The organism is Listeria grandensis, assembly GCF_014322885.1.
GTDB classification, from domain to species: Bacteria; Bacillota; Bacilli; order Lactobacillales; family Listeriaceae; genus Listeria_A; species Listeria_A grandensis.
Genome location: NZ_JAASUG010000007.1, coordinates 123,676 through 144,884, shown reverse-complemented (window position 1 = coordinate 144,884; position 21,209 = coordinate 123,676). Strand labels below are relative to the sequence as shown.

Genomic DNA, 21,209 nt, shown 5'->3' with positions numbered 1-21,209 from the left:
GTGACCGTTTATTTTATTATATACGTGTGATTGCGGTTTTTGAAAATGGTGAGAGTCCGGTTTCTGATGCTGGAACAACGACAATGCCTTTTGATAGTATACCAAATTTAACTATTTCAGTGGCAGGTATTAATCAAGAAGATGGATTAATGGATGTTTATTGGGATGAAATGATGCTAGCTGCTGGATATAAATTTTGGATTTTCAATGGACTAAACTATATTGCATATGATGTAAAGAAAAATACTGAATGGCATTCGGAAAATCAATTCATCTGGCCAACGAAAGCTGAAATAGCAGAGGGGAAAGGCATTCTTCATATGGATAACACTGGAGAAAATTTGTCTCTTACCCCAAGTGAGGTGTACGCGTTGAATAGTAGTAACTATGCAGGGAACAATGCATATTTTAGTAGAGTCACCGCGTATGATGATGAAGGTAAAACGATAGCGTTTAGTCAAAATGAAACAGTTAGTATTGAACCAGCTGATGAGACGATTGATCCAGAAACTCAAGCTGAGTATGAACAAGTGGAAAAAGAATTAGAACCATATTTGATATATGGTGAAGACGGTAATGTAATGGTGAATAGCCAAAAATTAGCTAACAGTGGGGTGTCAGAAATAACATCAGAAGTAGCCGATGTGCTTAATACATTCAGTCAAAGTCAGCAAGCTGACGCGGATGGAGGAGCACAAGCAAGAGGTTGGAAAGTATATGGGAATTGGTGTGGGCCAAAACACGGTGGTGGTAAACCGATAGATTACTTAGATTCAATTTGTAAATCACATGATTTGTGCTACGCTGATCGAGGATACTTTGCATGTTCGTGTGATAAAATGTTGATTAAAAGAATTGATCAGTACGCAAAAAAAATGAAATGGAAGGAAAGGTTGGCAGCGTACGCAGTTAAAACATATTTCAAGTATGCTCCATGTAAACCTTGGGCATAATTATGAATAAAAGAAGTGAAAAAACATTGAAAATAATGTCAGCTAGCTGTGTTTTCCTAAGTGTATGCTCCTATTTACCAAGTACAGCTTTTCAAGACTGGGTATCACCCACATCATTATTACCATTGTTATTTATTACAAGTATACCATTATCTGCGCTAGGTTTTGGTTTTGCAATGGCAGTCAAGTCCAAGGTACTAATTGTGGCTAATATAATAATGTTCTTAAGTATTCCGATATTCATGTATGGTATGTACACTTGGGAGTGGATAGAATCATTATAGAAATGGAATGGTGATTTTTAAGCTATGGATAAAACAATAACATGGAGAATCGTATTATTGATATTATCAGTGATTATTCCATTAGGAGTTATTTTAGCTATCTATGTATTTATTTCGAATAGAAAAAACACACAGAGTACAAAAAAATGGATTGACATAGGTTGTGCAATTAGTTTTGTTTATACAATAGCAAAGGTAGTCTTGTGGATTATTGACTTGATCCGTTTTGTACTTCAATAAAAAATAATTAGACATGTAGAAAAGGGAGTTTAAATTGAAAAAGTTAACAATTATAATGTCAGTCATATTATTGATTGTATTAGCAGGGTGCAGTGATGTAGGAATTATAGAAATTGAAAAATCGGATGAAATAACGTCATTATTAAAAGAGGAGAAACAAGAAACGGCATATGTATACTTCGGAAGACCAACATGTCCGTATTGTCAAAAATTCCAACCAAAACTTGATAGCGTAGTCAAGGAAAAAGAAATGAAGGTGCTCTATTACAATACAGATGAACATAGAGAAGATAATGATTTTGATAAAGTATTGGCTGAATATAATGTAGATAGAATCCCTTATCTTGCGAAAGTAAAGAACGGAAAAGTAATATCGGCTTTAATTGATGCCAGAACTGAACAAGATATAATAAAATTTATGAAGTAATTGCAATATAAAGAGTTGACTCTGTATATTTTTTTACAGGTAAGAGTTGGGACATTTGTGGATCTAAGGATTTCTCTTATGTATCAGCTCTTTTTTCTGTGTGTATTATCTACATTGTGGATCCAACGCATCAAAGTACGCTTCATAAGAACCCACACAAAAAAGCATCCTATTTGAGGCTAGCACGCTTTCAAATAGGATACTTTCTTTAGTTGTAGATTTTAGATATCATCGCCGAATTGACGACGGATGTCAGCTACTAATTTCTCAGCTCCATCACGGCTAAGTGTTAATTTACCGTCAACAACTTGTTTGTTTTGATCGGAAAACTCACCAGTGATATCACAAAGGTTGCTAGCTGTATATTTCTTTAGGATAATTTCATCTTCATTGATGTAAATTTCTAAAGCATCTTTAACAGCAACGCCTAGGTTACGACGAATTTCAACTGGGATTACAATGCGTCCTAGTTCGTCAATTTTTCTTACCATACCTGTAGATTTCATATTCTTACCTCCTAACTCTGTGGTCTACTACCTATAATACCAAGAATTTCCTAAAAAAGCTAGATGAAAATATCAATAAATACAAAAAAAATGATTATTGTGCTGAAAAAAGGGTATAAACCTAGTTGGAGCGCTATTTCTAAAATAAAAGTTGCACAATTGCAAATTTTATTTTTTAGGGAAAAGTGCGCGATATATAGAGTTGAAAAGGAGTTTTTTGATGGATATTTTAATTGCACTTATTCCAGCGGTAATGTGGGGAATCATGCCGCTTGTCGTTTCTAAAATTGGCGGTAAACCATATCAGCAAACGCTAGGTGTCACGTTTGGTGCACTTATTTTTGCTATCGGTATGTATTTTTATTCGACACCACACTTCACAATGACAATATTACTCGTAAGTTTTGTCTCAGGGATCTTTTGGACAGTAGGGCAGCTGAACCAGTTCCGGGCGTTTACCCATATCGGGGTATCCAAAGCAATGCCACTGTCAACTGGGATGCAACTTGTTGGGACCTCCCTGTTTGGCGTTTTTGTATTTCAAGAATGGGGCACTACCGCGAAATTAGTGCTCGGTTTTTCTGCCTTGATTTTTATTATCATCGGGATTTTCATGACGTCTTATCAGCAACATAAATCAGAGGGGAGCAACATGAAACAAGGAATGGTTGCCCTTATCATCTCCTCTTTGGGCTATGTGGCGTATGTCGTTATTCTGAAAGCTTTCGACATTAGCGGATGGGAAGCGATTTTGCCGCAAGCAGTTGGGATGGCGCTTGCTGCAGTGGTTTTTTCATTCAAAGACCGGAAAACTTTCTTTTTAAAAGAAACATGGCTTAGCATTATTCCTGGTGTCATTTGGAGTATTGGGAACTTGGCGTTACTTATTTCTAATACGGTTATTGGTGTGGCGATTAGCTTCTCCTTATCACAAATGGGTGTTGTCATCTCGACGCTTGGCGGGATTTTACTACTTGGTGAGAAGAAAACCAAGCGCGAATTAATCTTAGTCATCATCGGAATTATTTTAGTCAGCGCCGGTGGATTCATGATCGGTTTTACAAAATAATGAAATTCCGCAGTGCAGGAGAAAATTCTGCGCTGCCTTTTTAAAATTTTTCGGGCTCGCGGTATTTTGTTTTGTGTAGAAAATGATATAATAGAAGGTAATTGTGAATTTAACACCGGAAAAACATGATTTTCGGCGGGAGAATAGGAGAGGATTAGATTGCCAAAAGAGAATAATACATTTTATATTACGACTCCGATTTATTATCCAAGTGGAAAGGCTCATATTGGGCATGCTTATACAACCGTTGCGGGAGATGCGATGGCGCGTTACAAACGACTACGCGGTTTCGATGTGTTTTACTTAACGGGCACAGACGAGCACGGTCAGAAAATCCAACAAAAAGCAGAAGAACAAAAGATTACACCGCAAAGCTATGTAGATGATATTGCAGCAGGATTCCAAGATTTATGGAAAAAGCTCGAAATTTCAAATACAGACTTTATCCGCACAACGGAGCCACGTCATAAAGACGGCGTTGCGAAAATTTTCCAAAAACTGTTGAATCAAGGGGATATTTATCTTGGTCAATATGAAGGTTGGTATTCTGTTTCTGATGAAGAATATTTCACAGAAACCCAGCTAGAAGAAGTATATCGTGATGAAAATGGCAAAGTAATTGGTGGAAAAGCGCCGAGTGGCAACGAAGTAGAATTGGTGAAAGAAGAATCCTATTTCTTCCGCATGAGCAAATATGCTGATCGTTTGCTTGATTACTACAACAACAATCCAGAGTTCATCCTACCGGAATCACGCAAAAACGAGATGATCAATAATTTCATCAAACCAGGACTCGAAGATCTAGCAGTCTCCAGAACTACTTTTGACTGGGGAATTAAAGTGCCAGGAGATGCAAAACATGTGGTTTACGTGTGGATCGACGCGCTTTCTAACTACATAACTGCACTGGGCTACGGCTCTGATGATGAAGGAAATTTCAATAAATACTGGCCTGCAGACGTGCACATCATCGGTAAAGAAATCGTCCGCTTCCATACGATCTATTGGCCGATTATCCTGATGGCGCTTGATTTACCACTACCGAAGAAGATTTTCGGACACGGCTGGATTCTGATGAAAGACGGCAAAATGTCCAAATCAAAAGGAAACGTCGTAGATCCGTATATGTTGATTGATCGCTACGGTCTAGATGCGTTGCGTTACTACTTGCTACGCGAGGTTCCATTCGGTTCTGATGGGCTATTCACACCGGAGGACTTCGTGGATCGCGTGAACTACGATTTGGCAAATGACCTTGGAAATCTGTTAAATCGGACTGTTGCGATGATAAATAAATACTTTGATGGCGAAATTCCAGCTTATCAAGGCAACGTAACGCCCTTTGACGGTGAATTAGAGATTTTCAAAGACAACGTTCTAAAAGAATATGAAATCAATATGGAAACGATGCAATTCTCGGTCGTCCTTTCCCAGTTATGGACATTTGTCAGCCGCACGAATAAATACATCGACGAAACGGCGCCATGGGTACTCGCAAAAGAAGAAGCGAAGCGCGACGAGCTGGCCAGCGTGATGACGCATCTAGCAGAAAATTTACGAATCATCGCTGTTATGCTGAAACCATTCTTAACGCAATGTCCAGAAGGCATTTTCACACAACTAGGAATTACGGACGAAGCGTTAAAAAACTGGGCATCTATCACAGGCTACGGCAAAATTCCAGCAGGCACCAAAGTAGTTACAAAAGGAACGCCAATCTTCCCTCGTTTAGATGCAGCGGAAGAAGTAGCTTATATTCAAGAACAAATGAAAGCAACCATTGTGGCGCCAAAAGTAGAAGAACCGACTGTTGTAGCGCTTGAAACACCAGAAATCGGTATTGAGGACTTCGACAAAATCGATCTACGTGTCGGCGAAGTCAAACAGGTTGAAAAAGTCAAAAAAGCAGATAAACTGCTTTGTTTCCAACTAGATCTAGGTGAAGGCAAGCTACGCCAAGTTCTCTCAGGCATCGCAGAATTTTATGAACCAGAAGAACTCATCGGTAAAAAGGTAATTGTCGTATCCAACTTGAAGCCGGTGAAATTACGGGGGCTAATGAGTGAAGGCATGATCCTGTCAGGCGAAAAAGATGGCACATTACAAATACTCGAAGCAAGTAGTGCCCTTCCAAACGGCGCGAAAGTGAAATAATAAAAGTGAGGTGGCGTTCTAAGGAATCCATCTCACTTTGGTTTTTCCTCCTGTATTCCTGCATCAACTAATGAACACGAGAAGAAATTTTGCAGCACTGGCATATAGAAATACAGTTTTTGAGTCATGCTATTGTTCTACTAAAAAAACTACTTTCTTCTATAGTATTGCTACATAATAAAATGGGGTTATACTATTCTATAGAAGAAAGTCGTCATTTGATCCATTGAAGATTAAGAAATGAGGGATAAAAATGCTTTTTGATACACATGTTCATTTAAATGATGATGCCTTTAACGAGGATTTAGAAGCGGTTATCGAACGAGCTAAAGAAAATGATGTAACTCGGATGGCCGTCGTGGGTTTTAATGAAGAAACAATTAAGCGTGCCCTAGAGCTTGCCCAGACATATGATTTTATTTACTTAATCGTCGGATGGCACCCAACAGATGCGATTACATTTACAGAGGAAAAATTAGAGTGGTTACGTGAATTAGCTACACATCCCAAAGTAGTTGCGCTTGGCGAGATGGGACTGGATTATCATTGGGATACATCGCCAAAAGAAATTCAATTTGAGGTTTTCCGCCAGCAAATCAGGTTAGCTAAAGAAGTAAAGCTTCCAATTATTATTCATAATCGTGAAGCAACAGAAGATGTTGTGCGTATTTTGCAGGAAGAAAAGGCAGATGAGGTCGGTGGAATTATGCACTGCTTCGGAGAAACGTTAGAAGTGATGGAAACTTGTCTTGCGATGAATTTCTATATCTCATTTGGAGGAACAGTTACCTTTAAAAACGCGAAATTGCCAAAAATTGCAGCAGAAGCAGTGCCATTAAATAGGATTTTGGTCGAAACAGATGCGCCATATCTTGCTCCGCATCCAAATCGCGGGAAAAGAAATGAACCAAGTTACGTCAAGCTTGTTGCCGAAAAGGTCGCTGAATTAAAAGAAATGAAATATGAGGAGATCGCTTACCACACCACAGAAAATGCAAATAAACTGTTTGGATTGCATTGATTTTTGTAACACTACCGTAATATAACCTGAACTCTGTAACGGAATCTTAAGCAAGCGCGAAAGAATGTTTAAGAAAAGTTTAAGAATGCGCTATATTATGCCTACGACCAGAGACTGATTAGCATGAAATGTTTTTGACATATTAGACACAAAATGTAATGAAAAGGTTTTGTAATGGCTTTGTAGCAACGATTTCCAAGCTTTTTTTGATCTGAATAAATAAATGCGTAAACTCGTTGACAGTTCTTTCGTCCCCCGTATATAATCACAACAGAAGTTAGAAAGGGGAGAAATACATGACCATGGAAACTAGCAGTAACGCAAGCCAGAAATCAAAATGGCGTTTACCAATAATGATTGGCGCGTTTGTTATTGTCATAGCTTTGGTTTTTTATTTCGTTTTCGAGGGAACTAAAAACGATATCACGATTGTAAAAGCAGGCGAGGTTACAAAAGTTAGCACGCACGCAAAAACAGTTGGAGAAGTATTAAATGACGAAGGTGTAAAAATTGGAAAACATGACGAACTATCATATTCCAAAAATACAGCTATAAAAGATGGGATGAAGATTGCTTACATTCCAGCAAAACAAGTAACAATTAATGACGAAGGTAAAGAAGCAAATGTATGGACAACAAAAGATACAGTTGCCGAAGTACTGAAGGATGAAAATATTACGACACGCCCACAAGATGCTTTGAACGTTTCATTGGATGACAAAGTAGCAGCAAACATGGAAGTTAAAATCGACCGTGCTGTAGCTCTTGCGATTCAAAATGGTGCGAAGAAAGAAGTAATGTGGACAACAAAAGATACAGTTGCAGCTCTATTAGCAGAGAAAAATATTAAGCTGGATGCACATGATAAGGTATTGCCTGCAAAAACGGCAAAACTTGCGGAAAATATGACGGTTATTGTTACATATGTAGACAAAAAAACCGATGAAAAGAAATCGAAAGTTGGTTTCAAAACCGTAGTAAAAGAAGATGCATCGCTTGATAAAGGTGTAGAAAAAGTAGTACAAGAAGGAAAAGCGGGCGAGAAAGTAGCCAAATACAATGTTGTTCTTGAAAATGGTAAAGAAAAACAGCGTAAGCTTCTTGCAGAACAAGTAATAGCTAAACCAGAAGATAAGATCGTCGTTCGTGGCACGAAAGAAGAGGCAGTTGTGACGGCTATTAGCAATAGTCCAGCGCCTTCTAAAAAAGCAACGAACTCAAGCAGTAGCACTTCAAAAGTAAGTAGCAAGCCAGCATCTGGCGGTAAAACGTTCACGATGGAATCAACTGCTTATTCAGGTGGCGGTACAACAGCGACAGGTATTAACCTAACAGCAAACCCAGATTTAAAAGTAGTTGCTGTCGATCCAAGCGTTATCCCACTAGGCTCTAGAGTCTACGTGTCTGGATACGGAGAAGCAATTGCAGGAGACACTGGTGGCGCGATTAAAGGTAATATCGTAGACGTATACTTCCCGAATGAAAGCCAATGTTACACTTGGGGTAGACGTCAAGTGACCGTAACAGTTTTAGATTAATAAGAATACAATGAAGCAGGATATAAGCCGCTAATAGGGCTGTATCCTGTTTTTTTATGTGTCCTCTATCATGATATTTAGCTTTTTCGGGTTTTATGGTATGATAGAAAGACGGAGTGAGAGAAGGGACGAATGGTATGGAGAAGTTAGTGATTCATGAGGTCATTGTAGTCGAAGGACGAGACGATACAACGGCGATACACCGCGCAGCCGATGCTGATACGATCGAGACGAATGGTTCGGCTCTATCTGCAACGACAATTGAAAAAATCCGCCATGCAAAAGAAAAACGAGGCGTTATCATTTTGACAGATCCAGACTTCCCCGGTGAGAAAATCCGCAAGCAAATCGATGCGGCAGTGCCAGGATGCCATCATGCTTTTATTAAACGAAGTGATGCCTTGCCAAAATACGGGCGTGGACTTGGTGTAGAACATGCTAAGCCTGCGGTTATTCAAGAAGCCCTGCAACATTTCCATACGAGCGATGAGCGTACGACAACGAGTGACATCGACTATGAGCGCCTAGTTATGCTAGGTTTGATGGGCGGCGCTGGAGCCAAAGCAAAACGGCAACGATTAGGAGAAATCCTTAAAATAGGTTATACGAACGGCAAACAATTGCAGGCTAGACTTCGCATGTTTGGCATTACAAGCGAACAATTTGAAGCCGCATGGGGCTTAATAGTGCAGGAGGAAACGAATGAGTAAAGATATCGCAACGCCGGGACGTACGAAGGAGATTTTAAAGAAGTATGATTTTCTTTTTAAGAAAAGCCTGGGTCAGAATTTTTTGATTGATAGTAATATTTTACGTCGGATTACGGAGACGGCTGGACTAGATAAAGAGACGGATGTGATTGAAATTGGGCCAGGTATCGGTGCCTTGACGGAGCATTTGGCCCGGACATCACACCGCGTCTTAGCATTCGAGATCGATCAGCGTTTGATGGCGATTCTGCCGGATACATTGGCGGCTTATGATAATGTGGACATCGTGAACGAAGACATTTTGAAAGTGGATGTTGGGGCGATGATTGAGGCGAACCTGCCAGAACGGACGAAGCCTGTGAAGGTCGTGGCGAACTTGCCGTACTACGTAACAACGCCAATTATTTTGCAGTTGCTTCATGAGGATTTACCGGTGTCTAGCATGACCTTTATGCTTCAAAAAGAAGTCGCGGATCGTATTTCGGCAAAACCGAGCACGAAGGCTTACGGAAGCTTGTCGATCGCGATTCAGTACTACATGGAAGCCGAACTAGCTTTTATTGTTCCTAAAACTGTATTTATGCCGCAACCGAACGTGGATTCAGCAATTATCCATTTGAAAAGGCGAGAAGAACCACCCGCAAAAGTGAATGATGTCGATTTCTTTTTTGATATTACGCGTTCTGCATTTGCCCAAAGACGAAAAACGCTATGGAACAATTTAGTGAATCGTTTCCCTGAATTGAAGCCTCAAAAAGAAGAAGTAGAAGGAAAACTTGCCGAGCTTGGTATCGATGTGAAACGTCGTGGTGAAACGCTTTCGATCCCTGAATTTGCGACTTTAAGTAATTTTCTTGGCGGTTTCATGAGAAATTAGTGAAAAATCACTAAAAAAGTGACCTTGCCGGTTGACAGAAGGGCGTTTCGCTGTTAAAATATTTGTTTATTGATTTTTAGGCCTTACTATGCTATACTGGAATTTAGTGAGGTGGAATATAAATGTCAAAAACTATTGCAAGCATCAAACAAAATCTTGAATCCAGACTTGGAACAAGACTAACTTTGAAAGCGAACGGCGGACGTAAGAAAACGATCGAGCGTTGTGGCGTTTTAGCTGAAACTTATCCATCAGTTTTCGTAGTGGAATTAGATCAAGACGAGAACAATTTTGAAAGAGTATCCTATAGTTATACAGACATTTTAACAGACACTGTAGAATTAGACTTTACTGATGATGTAAGTAAGGAATTAGCACTTTAATCACTGATATCTCAAGACCAGTTCTTTTTTGGAGAGCTGGTTTTTTGATGTGCATTGTTACATAATCGTAGCTTTTCGTTTAGAAGTACATATTTACGTCGCTGTATGGTAAAATAAATGAAGAAGATTTTTGAGATGAGGATCCTTGGAAAATAAATGGTCGAACGACATTGGTTCCCTAAGAAAGGCTGTAGAAGCGATGAAAATAAATGTGAAAGCACCGGCGAAAATTAATTTATCATTGGATGCGCTATATAAAAGAAACGACAATTACCACGAACTCGAAATGGTGATGACAACGATTGACTTGGCGGATCGTCTGCAGTTAGTTTTACTGGAAAAGGATATCATCAAATTGGACGTCAAAGCACATTTTATCCCAGATGATAAACGGAACCTAGTTTACCAAGCGGCAGCGCTTCTAAAAGAGCGGTTTTCAGTGAAGCAAGGCGTAGCGATGACGCTCGATAAGAGTATTCCGGTTGCGGCAGGACTTGCGGGTGGCAGTAGTGACGCAGCCGCAGCGCTGAAAGGGTTGAATCAGCTGTGGGATTTGAATCTAACCATTGAGGAGTTAGCGGATCTTGGCGCAGAGCTCGGATCCGATATCCCATTTTGCTTGTACGGTGGTACGGCACTGGCAACTGGGCGCGGCGAAATTATTGAGCCGCTTCCGATGATGCCCAACTGTTGGATCGTTTTGGCTAAGCCGTCGATTAGCGTGTCGACACCTGGTGTTTACCGCGATTTGCGTGTCGGTGAGGTCACGCACCCAAATACGGCAGGAATGGTACAGGCGATTCGGGATAACAGTTTTGACGGAATTTGCGAGAATATCGGTAATGTCCTAGAGACGGTAACACTCGTGAAACATCCAGAAGTGAAGCGGATCAAAGAGAAGATGCTAGAGTTCGGCGCAGATACGGCTTTAATGAGCGGTAGTGGCCCGACGGTGTTTGCTCTTGTAAAACAGTATTCCAGAGCTAAACGTGTCTATAACGGCCTGCGAGGCTTTTGTGAAGAAGTATATTTAGTAAGACCATGGCAAGAAGAAAAATAATGAGGGAGTCGATCATGATGAAAGTTATTTTTAATGCAGATGATTTTGGTTTGTCAAAAGGTGTCGTATATGGGATTTTGGAAGCTTACAAGAATGGTGTGGTCAAATCAACGACGATGCTTGCGAATTCACCCGCATTTGATTTAGGTGCAGAAATCGCGAAAGAAAATCCAGGGCTTGATATTGGTGCACATTTGACGCTAACGTTCGGCAGTCCGCTTTTAAACGATGTCCCAAGCTTGACTGCGGCATCGGGTAAATTTTTGCCACAAGATGTTTTAAGAAGTTCAACCGATACGCTGAATTTTGACGAGGTAGAACGCGAATTCACAGCTCAAATCGAAAAAATCCTAGCGGCAGGAATCCAGATTTCCCATTTTGACACCCATCATTTAATCGAACCAATCGTACTGCCAGTCCTGCAAAAACTTGCGAAGAAATATGGTGTTGGCCTACGTCGCTCTGTTCACGATGCCGATTACAAGGGTATTCCAACTACCGATCGCTTCTCTGATCAATTTTACGCAGATGGTATTACAGCGGATGTCGTGAAGCAAGTGATTCAAGCACACGAAAATGATACGCAAACATTGGAGTTCATGTGCCATCCAGCGTTTATCGATGAAACCCTGTTATCCCTTAGCTCCTATTCTGATTATCGCATAAAAGAACTAACATTTTTAACGTCTGATGAAGTCCTTTCTGCACTGACATCTGTTGGGGCAGAAGTGGTGAGCTTTAAAGAGGTCATGAAATAAGCAGATCAGTACGCGCGATATCTGTATTACTATCTTTTCCTCCAAAAAGCCTTTATAATAAAGTTAAACACGTACAAAAAGGGCGAAATAGGTTCTATTGTTTGGAAAAGCTATTTTTAAAAAGAGGAGAAGAAGTACAATGAAAATTCGGCGTAGTGAGCGTTTAATTGATATGACACAGTTTCTACTGAGCCATCCACGAAAACTAGTACCACTAACTTTGTTTGCAGAACGTTACGGTTCCGCAAAATCATCGATTAGTGAAGACTTAGTAATTATAAAGAAGACATTTGAAGATCGAGGTATCGGCACGCTTGAGACCGTCCCAGGCGCCGCTGGTGGCGTGAAATACATTTCGATTGCTGATAACGCGGACGTGCTTGATTTCGTTCAGACGCTCTGTAATCGCATCGCAGAGCCTAACCGGTTACTTCCAGGCGGATACTTATATTTATCGGATCTACTAGGCGAGCCTGTGACGCTAAGTCATATCGGCAAAATTTTAGCGACAAAATTCAATAAGCAGCGAATTGACGCGATTATGACGGTGGCGACAAAAGGCATTCCCATCGCGCAAGCTGTTGCTGAACACTTGAATGTCCCGTTTGTCATTGTGCGTCGTGATAGCAAGGTAACGGAAGGTTCGACGGTAAGTATCAATTACGTATCTGGTTCGAGCAAACGGATCGAGAAGATGGAATTATCCAAGCGGAGCCTGCCTGAGGGTTCGAATGTTGTGATCGTCGACGATTTCATGAAGGCTGGCGGAACGATTAATGGGATGAAGAACTTGTTAGAAGAGTTCAATGCGAAATTAGTTGGCATAGGTGTGTTGGTCGAGTCAGAGTACGCAGAAGAACGGCTAGTGGATGATTACGTCTCGTTAGTAAAAATTAAGAATGTGAACGTGAAAGAAAAGCAAATCGAAGTAGTAGAAGGAAATTATTTCAATTACCCGAATGAATAAAAAGTAGACTAGAATCGAAGCGGCGGATCTTGCTGTCTTAGTATTCTAGTTTTTTTAATATGAATGGAATATGAACAAATAAATAAGACCTCCGTACGACTGGTTTTCATTTTAGGTGTGCTACAATAGTTACTTATAGAGAAGGCATGAACATTTTGGAAAGTGAATATTTGTGTTTATGAACTTTTTAATGCTTAGTTACCTACATACGGGTACTGACAAACAATTACTTAATTTGGAAGGGGCAACACACATGAAGAAATGGGTAAAATGGTTGATCGCTCTCGTTATTATCGCGGCGATCGTAGTTGGAGCAGTACTATTCTTAGGCTCTAAATCAGGATCAGATACAGCAGCAACAAAAGACCTTGTAACGACGAAAGTAAAACAGGGGGACATGAAAATCAACGCGACAGCCACAGGAGCAATTGTTCCACAAAATCAACAAGCGCCTGATTATAATGAGTTACAACTGCAAGTGCAGATGGACGAACTCGATGTTCCGAATGTGAAAGTCGATCAGGAAGCAAAAATATCTGTGACCGCGGTGCCTGATAAAACATACACAGGTAAAGTAAAAGAAATCGCAGAACAGGGAACAGTAATGAACGGTGTATCTTCTTTTCTAGTGACAATCACGATCGATGATACGACCAATTTGAAATCTGGGATGACAGCAGACGCATCGATTCTCGTGAACGAAAAGGCAAACGCGCTTTACGTCCCAATCGAAGCTGTTCAAAAAAAGGATGACGGTAAATATTATGTGCTCGTTCCTAAGAAAGGGAAAAATGATACAACAAAAGAAGTGAAACAATACGTAACGACAGGACTTCACAATGAAGATAACATCGAGATCACGAAAGGTCTAGAAAAAGGCGATGAGGTCATTTTACCAACAAAAACGAAATCATCAGGACAGCCAGGATTTTAAAAACTAGACCAAACAAGGAGGTGATCACGTGATGAGTCCGCTTATTGATATGAAAAATTTGACAAAAACATACACGCTCGGTGGTGAGACATTTAAAGCATTAGATAATGTGACGCTAGCCGTTGAAAAAGGCGAATTTTTGGCGATTGTAGGACCTTCTGGCTCTGGTAAGTCGACCTTGATGAATATGATTGGTTGCTTAGATGTGCCGGATTCTGGTCAGTATCATTTAGATGGTGTCGATGTGGCAACGCTAAATGATAACAAATTATCAGCGATTCGCAATAAGAAAATAGGTTTCATTTTTCAACAATTTAATTTGTTGACGAAACTATCAGCTTTAGAGAACGTGGAATTACCGTTGATCTACGGCGGTATGAACGTGAATAAAAGACAAGAGATTGCGCTGGATTGTTTGAATAAAGTCGGTTTAACGGATAAGAAACAAAATCTACCGACACAACTTTCTGGAGGACAGCAGCAACGTGTAGCAATAGCTCGTGCACTTGCAGCAAATCCGCAAATTTTGTTGGCCGATGAACCAACCGGAGCACTCGATTCCAAAACGGGAAAAGAAGTCATGGCGATTTTGCAAGAACTAAATCGTGCTGGCAATACGATCGTTATGATCACGCATGATCTTGATATCGCGAATTATGGTACGAGAACGATTCGGATTCAAGATGGTCAACTTTTCAACGAGGGGGTAACGCAATGATCCTCCAAAGTATGAAAATGGCTTGGAAACAACTAAAAACAAGTAAGATGCGGTCTTTTTTGACGATGCTCGGAATTATTATCGGTGTTTCGTCGGTTATCCTGCTCGTCTCCCTTGGTAAAGGTGTGACAGATCAAGTAAACAGCCAGATGGGTGATCTCGGTTCTAATCTGGTGACAGTCATGAATACATCAACGAATCCAAATGATAAGTTCACATACGATGACGTCTTGAAATACAAGAATATTGATGGTGTCAAAAGTATTTCTCCAGAACTCTCAGGACAGGTCAAAGCAACGTTTGATTACAAATCGAAGGACTTGAAACTGATCGGTACAAATGAGCAGTATAAAGATGCTCGAGGGCTGAAACTGGATGCGGGTCGATTCTTGCTTCCAATTGATGTGGAGTACGGTCAGAAAATCGCGGTTATTGGACCGAATGTAGCCAGTGATTTGTTTGGATTTTCTGATCCTATCGGTGAATATATCCGCGTTAACGGTATGCCGTACAAAGTCGTCGGTGTACTTAAGGAAAAAGGTGCATCCATGATGGGCTCTAGCGATGATCAAATATTTGTCCCGTTATCAGCGGCACAGCGTTTACTAAAAGATACGAACGTTCGGACTTTCTATGTCGAAACAGACACGGCGGAGGATGTGGATCGGGTTGTTAATACGCTTGAATCACGCTTGTCCATTCATTTCAACTATAATGAGGCAGACTCGGCGAGTGGAGAAACAGCACCATATCAAGTGATTAATCAGCAGGAGATTTTGAATGCCTTTGATACGATCAGCTCTACTTTGACAACGGCGCTTGGGGCCATTGCGGGTATCTCGCTAGTTGTCGGTGGTATTGGAATCATGAATATCATGCTTGTCTCCGTATCCGAAAGAACACGAGAAATTGGTATTCGAAAAGCACTAGGGGCGAAAAAACGAGATATTCTGACCCAGTTCTTGATTGAATCCATTGTTATAAGTGTTGTCGGAGGTTTGGTAGGTATTGCAATAGGTGTATCAGGAGCACTTGCTTTTGGATCGCTTGCGGGAATACCATCAGGCATAACGGCGCCAACAATCATTGGAGCTTTCCTATTCTCGATGCTTATCGGTGTTATATTCGGTATTACACCAGCGAATAAAGCGTCGAAATTACGACCAATTGATGCATTACGATCAGAATAATAGCAAGAAAAAGAGGATTTTATGTAAAAAAATCCTCTTTTTTTATTATGTAGCTTTTAAAGATTATGACAAAAAATACATTTTTTGATGCAAAAGGTCCAATTTTTGAGGTAAAAAGAGCTGTCATATATTTTTAATCTGTTTGTCATAATTGTGATGAGATTAGCGCCTATATGAACTAATATCAATTGCCTAATAGTATGTTATTATACTGAAAATTGTATTATACCAACCCTTCACATGTATTATAATGGTTCGGTTAGCTTTGTCATAATTCCGCTCATTTTGTAAAAAAGATTAAAAAACAATGTGCAAAAATATGAGTAAAAGCTTGCATCTATAGGTTATTTTGTACACAAAAAAACCAGCTCATTTTGATGGATAATCAAATTTGGTTATCTTGAAGAGGCTTATTGAACAGGTTAATAAATAGGGGAAGTGTAGTTGCAATGCAGGTTAAGGGGATGCATATAAATAATGTTTTAATTTAGTGTACAATAAAAACAATATTTAAAACAATTCATTTTTGTCAATAAAAAATGTCTTATAATCACTATTTTTACGTACGAAGTCACAAAGTTGTCAAATTTAGCTTTTTTTATTATGATGTTGTTAGAGAAAAATTCTGGGCTTTCCTTTTTGGGAACGACGAGTGACTTTTATGATTGCTTGTTGTATGGGAGAAACGTCGATGGAACAATTCTCTAGTGTTATCTTTATGATGTTGCGTGCGTGCCCAGCAGGCAAGTAGCATGTCAACAAGAGCTAAGGTGGTGAAGAAAATGGAAATTACAGATGTGAGATTACGTCGAGTTGAGACTGATGGAAGAATGAAAGCTATTTCTTCAATTACTATTGACGGTGAATTCGTAGTACATGACATTCGCGTGATTGATGGTAATGACGGATTATTTGTAGCAATGCCTAGTAAACGTACTCCTGATGGAGAGTTTCGTGACATCGCACACCCAATTAATTCTGATACTCGTGCTAAAATTCAGGACGCTGTTTTAGTTGCTTATGCAGAAGCTGACGAAGTTGTTAGCGAGGATGCTGAGGTTGCTGCCGGAACAGAAGAAGAAGGAAATGAAGAATAAACACTACTTTTTGTAGGAGCTGGGTGGATACTTGTTGTAAATAGCGGATCTAAAGGGAAACCAAGTTTGTCCCAAATAACAAGATGAAATAACCCGAAGAACTATGAGAAGACAAAATGGGATAAGGAGTGACTAATAATGCAAGTAACTGATGTGAGATTACGTCGTGTAGAAACTGATGGAAGAATGAGAGCTATTGCTTCTATAACTTTAGATGAGGAATTTGTTGTTCATGATATTCGTGTCATCGACGGCAACAACGGTTTATTCGTAGCAATGCCAAGTAAACGTGGCGTTGATGGTGAATTCCGTGATATCGCCCACCCAATCAATTCTGATACTCGTGGAAAAATCCAAGAGGTAGTGCTAGCTGAATACGTTCGCGTAGGCGAAGAAGAATCTAGCGCTGTTTCAGAAGACGTAGCAGTAGAAGAAGTCACTGCTGAATAATAATGATATAATCCAAACAACCAGTGCAATGCTGGTTGTTTTTTTGTGTATGTTTAGTAGAATTCACGTCCTACCTGAAAAAAATGGGATGCGTGATTTTCTGCTTATTTTGCGTGAAAAGGTTCTCTGGGTTTAGACATAATTATGACGGAATAATTTGGTTAGAGAGTGGTAGGTAGGATGGGGGAAGATGTATCTTAAATGGGCAAGGTGTATCTTTTCATACATAGTTAAAGTTCTGTTTTAGAATGATAGATTGCTACCATCAATTAGTACAAATTTTTACTCGGTCCATTTACATCTTGAAAAAAAGCTTTATTTACGGTATTATTCATTATGAAGAATAGTGGATAATTGGAGGGTCTTGTCAATGATGAATAGATATGCGGTTGTGTTAGCGGCTGGGCAAGGTACAAGAATGAAGTCGAAGCTTTATAAGGTTTTGCATCCGGTATGCGGGAAGCCGATGGTAGAGCATGTGGTAGACCAAATTAGCCAACTTGAGCCTGAAGAAATTGTGACCATTGTTGGACACGGTGCGGAACAAGTGCAGACCCATTTGCAAAATAGAAGTGTGTTTGCGTTGCAAGAAGAGCAACTGGGGACCGCCCACGCTGTTTTACAAGCGAAAGAGGTACTAGGTGACAAAGAAGGCGTAACGCTTGTTGTATGCGGCGATACACCGCTTATTCAGGGGCATACGATGGAAGCTCTTATGAAATACCATCATGAAAAGCGCGCGAAAGCAACTATTTTAACAACTGTTTTAGACAATCCAGCTGGGTATGGACGGATTATTCGTGATGACCTTGGCATTGTAGAAAAAATTGTTGAACAAAAAGATGCTTCAGAAAAAGAGCAACGCGTGAATGAAATCAACACAGGGACTTACTGCTTTGATAACCAAGCGTTGTTTGAGGCGCTTGCGAAAGTTTCAAATGAGAATGCGCAAGGTGAATATTATTTACCAGACGTGATCAAAATTTTAAAAGATGAAGATGAAGTGGTTGCAGCTTACCGAATGGAAAACGCGAAGGAATCACTTGGCGTTAACGACCGCGTTGCTTTGGCGGAAGCGCAAGAAATTATGCGTCACCGAATCAATGAGAAGCACATGCGAAATGGTGTAACTTTGATTGATCCAGCTAACACATATATCGATGTGGACGTTGAAATTGGCCAAGATACGATCATTGGACCGAATGTGGCGATTCACGGTAAAACAGTTATTGGTGCGGATTGTGAGATTACTGGAGCTAGCGTACTGGATAATGCTATTTTAGGGGAACGTGTGGAAGTAAGACATTCTTCTATCTATGATAGCAAAGTTGGCGATGATGTACAGGTAGGTCCTTATTCGCATCTGCGCCCTGAATCTGAGATTAGCGAAGGCGTGAAAATCGGTAATTTTGTAGAAACGAAGAAAGCGACAATCGGCAAGAATTCGAAGATCCCGCATTTTATTTATATGGGTGACGCGGAAATTGGTGAAAATGTTAACATTGGTTGTGGCTCCATTGCTGTAAACTATGATGGTAAAAATAAAGCGAAAACGATTATTGGTGATGATGTCTTTATTGGTTGCAATTCTAATTTGGTAGCACCAGTAAAAGTTGGCAATCGTGCGTTCGTTGCAGCGGGTACGACGGTTACGAAAGATGTGCCAGAAGATGCCCTAGCAATCTCCCGCGTGAAACAGGAAAATAAAGAAGGTTATGCAAAAAAATTAAATTTTGGTAAGTAAGAAGTTCTAACAACATTAAATCTTATACAAAAAGGGATATGAACGCATTTTTTGATCCTTTGCATATGGAGTTGTGCGTTCTAAAAAACAGCTCCAAAACAATCTATGAACTAAAAAATTATATAAAATCTATGTGGAGGCTGATTATGTCTAACGATTATTTTGATCCGAAGTTAAAAATTTTCTCTTTAAATTCCAACCAAGCACTAGCGGCGGAAATCGCGGAAGTGGCAGGAATTAATTTAGGGAAGTCCAGCGTGACCCATTTTAGTGATGGCGAAATTCAGATTAATATTGAAGAAAGTATCCGTGGTTGTCACGTCTATGTCGTACAATCCACTGGTTTTCCAGTAAACCAAAATCTGATGGAACTTTTGATCATGATTGATGCACTTAAGAGAGCTTCAGCAAAAACAATTAATATTGTGATGCCGTATTATGGTTATGCTCGTCAAGACCGTAAAGCGCGCAGCCGTGAGCCTATTACGGCAAAACTCGTAGCGAATCTGATTGAAAAAGCAGGAGCTACACGCATGATTACACTAGACCTTCATGCACCGCAAATTCAAGGTTTCTTTGATATTCCGATTGATCACTTGAACGCAGTTCGTTTGTTATCCAACTATTTCAGCTCGCACCATATCGACGAAGATTTGGTTGTTGTGTCGCCAGATCATGGTGGTGTGACGAGAGCCCGCAAAATGGCAGATCGTTTAAAAGCGCCCATTGCCATTATTGATAAACGTCGCCCGCGTCCCAATGTGGCCGAAGTAATGAACATCGTTGGTAATGTGGAAGGTAAGGTAGCTATTTTAATTGATGATATTATTGATACCGCAGGGACGATCACGCTTGCTGCGAACGCTTTGATTGAGAGCGGAGCAACGAAAGTATATGCATGTTGTTCGCACCCCGTCTTATCTGGGCCAGCGATAGAACGCATCAACAACTCAGCGATTGAGAAATTGATCGTTACCAATTCACTTGTACTACCAGAAGACAAGTGGATCGATAAAATTGAACAATTATCAGTGGGACCATTACTTGGCGAAGCAATTGTTCGCGTACACAAGAATGAATCAGTGAGTCCGCTTTTTGATTAAATAGGAATAAGTAAAGAGTTACTAGTCTCGGCGCTAGTAACTTTTTTTGTGAGGCTATTCCAATAAATATTTAACAATGTAGGTTCCTTTTTTAATTAGTTATTAGGTAGAAAACGCTAACTTTTCCTAACAACAGGATATATGCTATAATGAGTACGTGCATACATAACTGAGGGCATCTAAGAATGTAAGCACACAATGTGAGTATGTGAGACACTGAGATCTATAATATAAAACTTTGATATGTCTGTAAGATGAAAAGAAGATCGTTTTAATTGCGATTTTATAAATGGGAGGACTGAAACGATATGGCAGAGAAAAAAATTCTGGTTGTAGATGATGAAAAACCGATAGCTGATATTGTGAAATTTAATTTGAATAAAGAGGGCTTTGATGTTTATTGCGCATATGATGGTGATGAGGCGATTGAGCTTGTGGAAGAGATCCAACCTGATTTGATTTTATTAGATATTATGTTGCCTGGTCGCGATGGGATTGAGGTATGCCGTGAAGTGCGTAAGAAATATGATATGCCAATTATTATGGTGACGGCCAAGGATTCTGAAATTGACAAGGTACTTGGACTAGAATTAGGCGCGGATGATTATGTGACGAAGCCATTTAGCAATCGAGAGCTGATTGCTCGTGTTAAGGCTAATTTACGCCGTCATAGTTCAACTGCGAATGCCACATCAGAGGCGGAAGAAAATAGCGAACTGGAGGTAGGTTCGCTTATTATTCATCCGGATGCTTATGTGGCATCGAAACGCGGTGAGACGATTGAGCTGACGCATCGTGAATTTGAATTACTGCATTATTTAGCGAAACACATGGGGCAAGTCATGACGCGGGAGCATTTGTTACAGACCGTTTGGGGTTATGATTATTTTGGCGATGTACGTACGGTGGATGTGACTGTTCGTCGTTTACGTGAGAAAATCGAGGATAATCCGAGTCATCCAGCATGGCTTGTAACACGACGGGGAGTAGGCTATTATTTACGAAATCCTGAGCAGGAGTAGAAGA

Annotated in this window: 20 protein-coding genes; 19 read left to right on the top strand and 1 reads right to left on the bottom strand. The window is 40.1% G+C overall.

Annotated features, from left to right (window positions below; translation table 11 throughout):
* Positions 1–1,511 precede the first annotated feature (1,511 nt).
* Positions 1,512–1,904: a thioredoxin family protein gene (locus HCJ54_RS10935; RefSeq protein WP_187137649.1), complete on the top strand. Its 393-nt coding sequence runs from the start codon at positions 1,512–1,514 to the stop codon at positions 1,902–1,904.
* Between the two features lie 221 nt (positions 1,905–2,125).
* Here the strand turns inward: HCJ54_RS10935 and HCJ54_RS10930 are convergent, their stop codons facing one another.
* Positions 2,126–2,410: an AbrB/MazE/SpoVT family DNA-binding domain-containing protein gene (locus HCJ54_RS10930; RefSeq protein ID WP_036060638.1), complete on the bottom strand. Its 285-nt coding sequence runs from the start codon at positions 2,408–2,410 to the stop codon at positions 2,126–2,128.
* Between the two features lie 220 nt (positions 2,411–2,630).
* Between HCJ54_RS10930 and HCJ54_RS10925 the strand changes: the two genes are divergently transcribed.
* From HCJ54_RS10925 to yycF, 18 genes are all read left to right on the top strand, one after another.
* Positions 2,631–3,479, top strand: a complete 849-nt coding sequence (locus HCJ54_RS10925; RefSeq protein WP_187137648.1) for a GRP family sugar transporter — start codon at positions 2,631–2,633, stop codon at positions 3,477–3,479.
* A gap of 159 nt (positions 3,480–3,638) precedes the next feature.
* Positions 3,639–5,633 (top strand): methionine--tRNA ligase, encoded by a 1,995-nt coding sequence (gene metG / locus HCJ54_RS10920; RefSeq protein WP_187137647.1) that lies wholly within the window; start codon positions 3,639–3,641, stop codon positions 5,631–5,633.
* A gap of 253 nt (positions 5,634–5,886) precedes the next feature.
* Positions 5,887–6,654, top strand: coding sequence for a TatD family hydrolase (locus HCJ54_RS10915; RefSeq protein WP_187137646.1), 768 nt, complete (start codon positions 5,887–5,889; stop codon positions 6,652–6,654).
* Positions 6,655–6,950: 296 nt separating this feature from the next.
* Positions 6,951–8,192 (top strand): resuscitation-promoting factor, encoded by a 1,242-nt coding sequence (locus HCJ54_RS10910; protein ID WP_187137645.1) that lies wholly within the window; start codon positions 6,951–6,953, stop codon positions 8,190–8,192.
* A 137-nt stretch (positions 8,193–8,329) separates the two neighbouring features.
* Positions 8,330–8,902, top strand: coding sequence for a ribonuclease M5 (gene rnmV, locus HCJ54_RS10905; protein ID WP_185525844.1), 573 nt, complete (start codon positions 8,330–8,332; stop codon positions 8,900–8,902).
* Positions 8,895–9,779 (top strand): 16S rRNA (adenine(1518)-N(6)/adenine(1519)-N(6))-dimethyltransferase RsmA, encoded by an 885-nt coding sequence (gene rsmA, locus HCJ54_RS10900; protein WP_187137644.1) that lies wholly within the window; start codon positions 8,895–8,897, stop codon positions 9,777–9,779. The genes rnmV and rsmA overlap by 8 nt, the downstream gene beginning before the upstream one ends.
* A 122-nt stretch (positions 9,780–9,901) precedes the next feature.
* Positions 9,902–10,162 (top strand): biofilm formation stimulator Veg, encoded by a 261-nt coding sequence (gene veg, locus HCJ54_RS10895; protein ID WP_036067518.1) that lies wholly within the window; start codon positions 9,902–9,904, stop codon positions 10,160–10,162.
* A 199-nt stretch (positions 10,163–10,361) separates the two neighbouring features.
* Positions 10,362–11,222, top strand: a complete 861-nt coding sequence (gene ispE / locus HCJ54_RS10890; RefSeq protein WP_036067528.1) for a 4-(cytidine 5'-diphospho)-2-C-methyl-D-erythritol kinase — start codon at positions 10,362–10,364, stop codon at positions 11,220–11,222.
* A 17-nt stretch (positions 11,223–11,239) separates the two neighbouring features.
* Positions 11,240–11,980 carry a chitin disaccharide deacetylase gene (chbG, locus tag HCJ54_RS10885; protein WP_187137696.1) on the top strand — a complete coding sequence of 247 codons (741 nt, stop codon included), beginning with the start codon at positions 11,240–11,242 and terminating at the stop codon, positions 11,978–11,980.
* Between the two features lie 139 nt (positions 11,981–12,119).
* Positions 12,120–12,947, top strand: a complete 828-nt coding sequence (gene purR, locus HCJ54_RS10880) for a pur operon repressor (protein ID WP_185409404.1) — start codon at positions 12,120–12,122, stop codon at positions 12,945–12,947.
* 253 nt (positions 12,948–13,200) lie between these two features.
* The gene (locus tag HCJ54_RS10875) at positions 13,201–13,881 is read left to right on the top strand and encodes an efflux RND transporter periplasmic adaptor subunit (protein WP_187137643.1); all 681 of its coding nucleotides are present in this window, start codon (positions 13,201–13,203) and stop codon (positions 13,879–13,881) included.
* Positions 13,882–13,909: 28 nt separating this feature from the next.
* Complete coding sequence (locus HCJ54_RS10870; protein ID WP_149024061.1) at positions 13,910–14,599, top strand: ABC transporter ATP-binding protein; 690 nt, start codon at positions 13,910–13,912, stop codon at positions 14,597–14,599.
* Complete coding sequence (locus HCJ54_RS10865) at positions 14,596–15,789, top strand: ABC transporter permease (protein ID WP_036067514.1); 1,194 nt, start codon at positions 14,596–14,598, stop codon at positions 15,787–15,789. The genes HCJ54_RS10870 and HCJ54_RS10865 overlap by 4 nt, the downstream gene beginning before the upstream one ends.
* 782 nt (positions 15,790–16,571) lie before the next feature.
* Positions 16,572–16,886, top strand: a complete 315-nt coding sequence (spoVG, locus tag HCJ54_RS10860; protein ID WP_036067513.1) for a septation regulator SpoVG — start codon at positions 16,572–16,574, stop codon at positions 16,884–16,886.
* A 138-nt stretch (positions 16,887–17,024) separates the two neighbouring features.
* Positions 17,025–17,336 (top strand): septation regulator SpoVG, encoded by a 312-nt coding sequence (spoVG, locus tag HCJ54_RS10855; RefSeq protein ID WP_036067511.1) that lies wholly within the window; start codon positions 17,025–17,027, stop codon positions 17,334–17,336.
* A 370-nt stretch (positions 17,337–17,706) separates the two neighbouring features.
* Positions 17,707–19,080 (top strand): bifunctional UDP-N-acetylglucosamine diphosphorylase/glucosamine-1-phosphate N-acetyltransferase GlmU, encoded by a 1,374-nt coding sequence (glmU, locus tag HCJ54_RS10850; RefSeq protein WP_187137642.1) that lies wholly within the window; start codon positions 17,707–17,709, stop codon positions 19,078–19,080.
* Between the two features lie 146 nt (positions 19,081–19,226).
* Positions 19,227–20,183 (top strand): ribose-phosphate diphosphokinase, encoded by a 957-nt coding sequence (locus HCJ54_RS10845; RefSeq protein ID WP_036067509.1) that lies wholly within the window; start codon positions 19,227–19,229, stop codon positions 20,181–20,183.
* Positions 20,184–20,491: 308 nt separating this feature from the next.
* Positions 20,492–21,205: a response regulator YycF gene (yycF, locus tag HCJ54_RS10840; RefSeq protein WP_185409399.1), complete on the top strand. Its 714-nt coding sequence runs from the start codon at positions 20,492–20,494 to the stop codon at positions 21,203–21,205.
* The last annotated feature ends 4 nt before the right edge of the window (positions 21,206–21,209 follow it).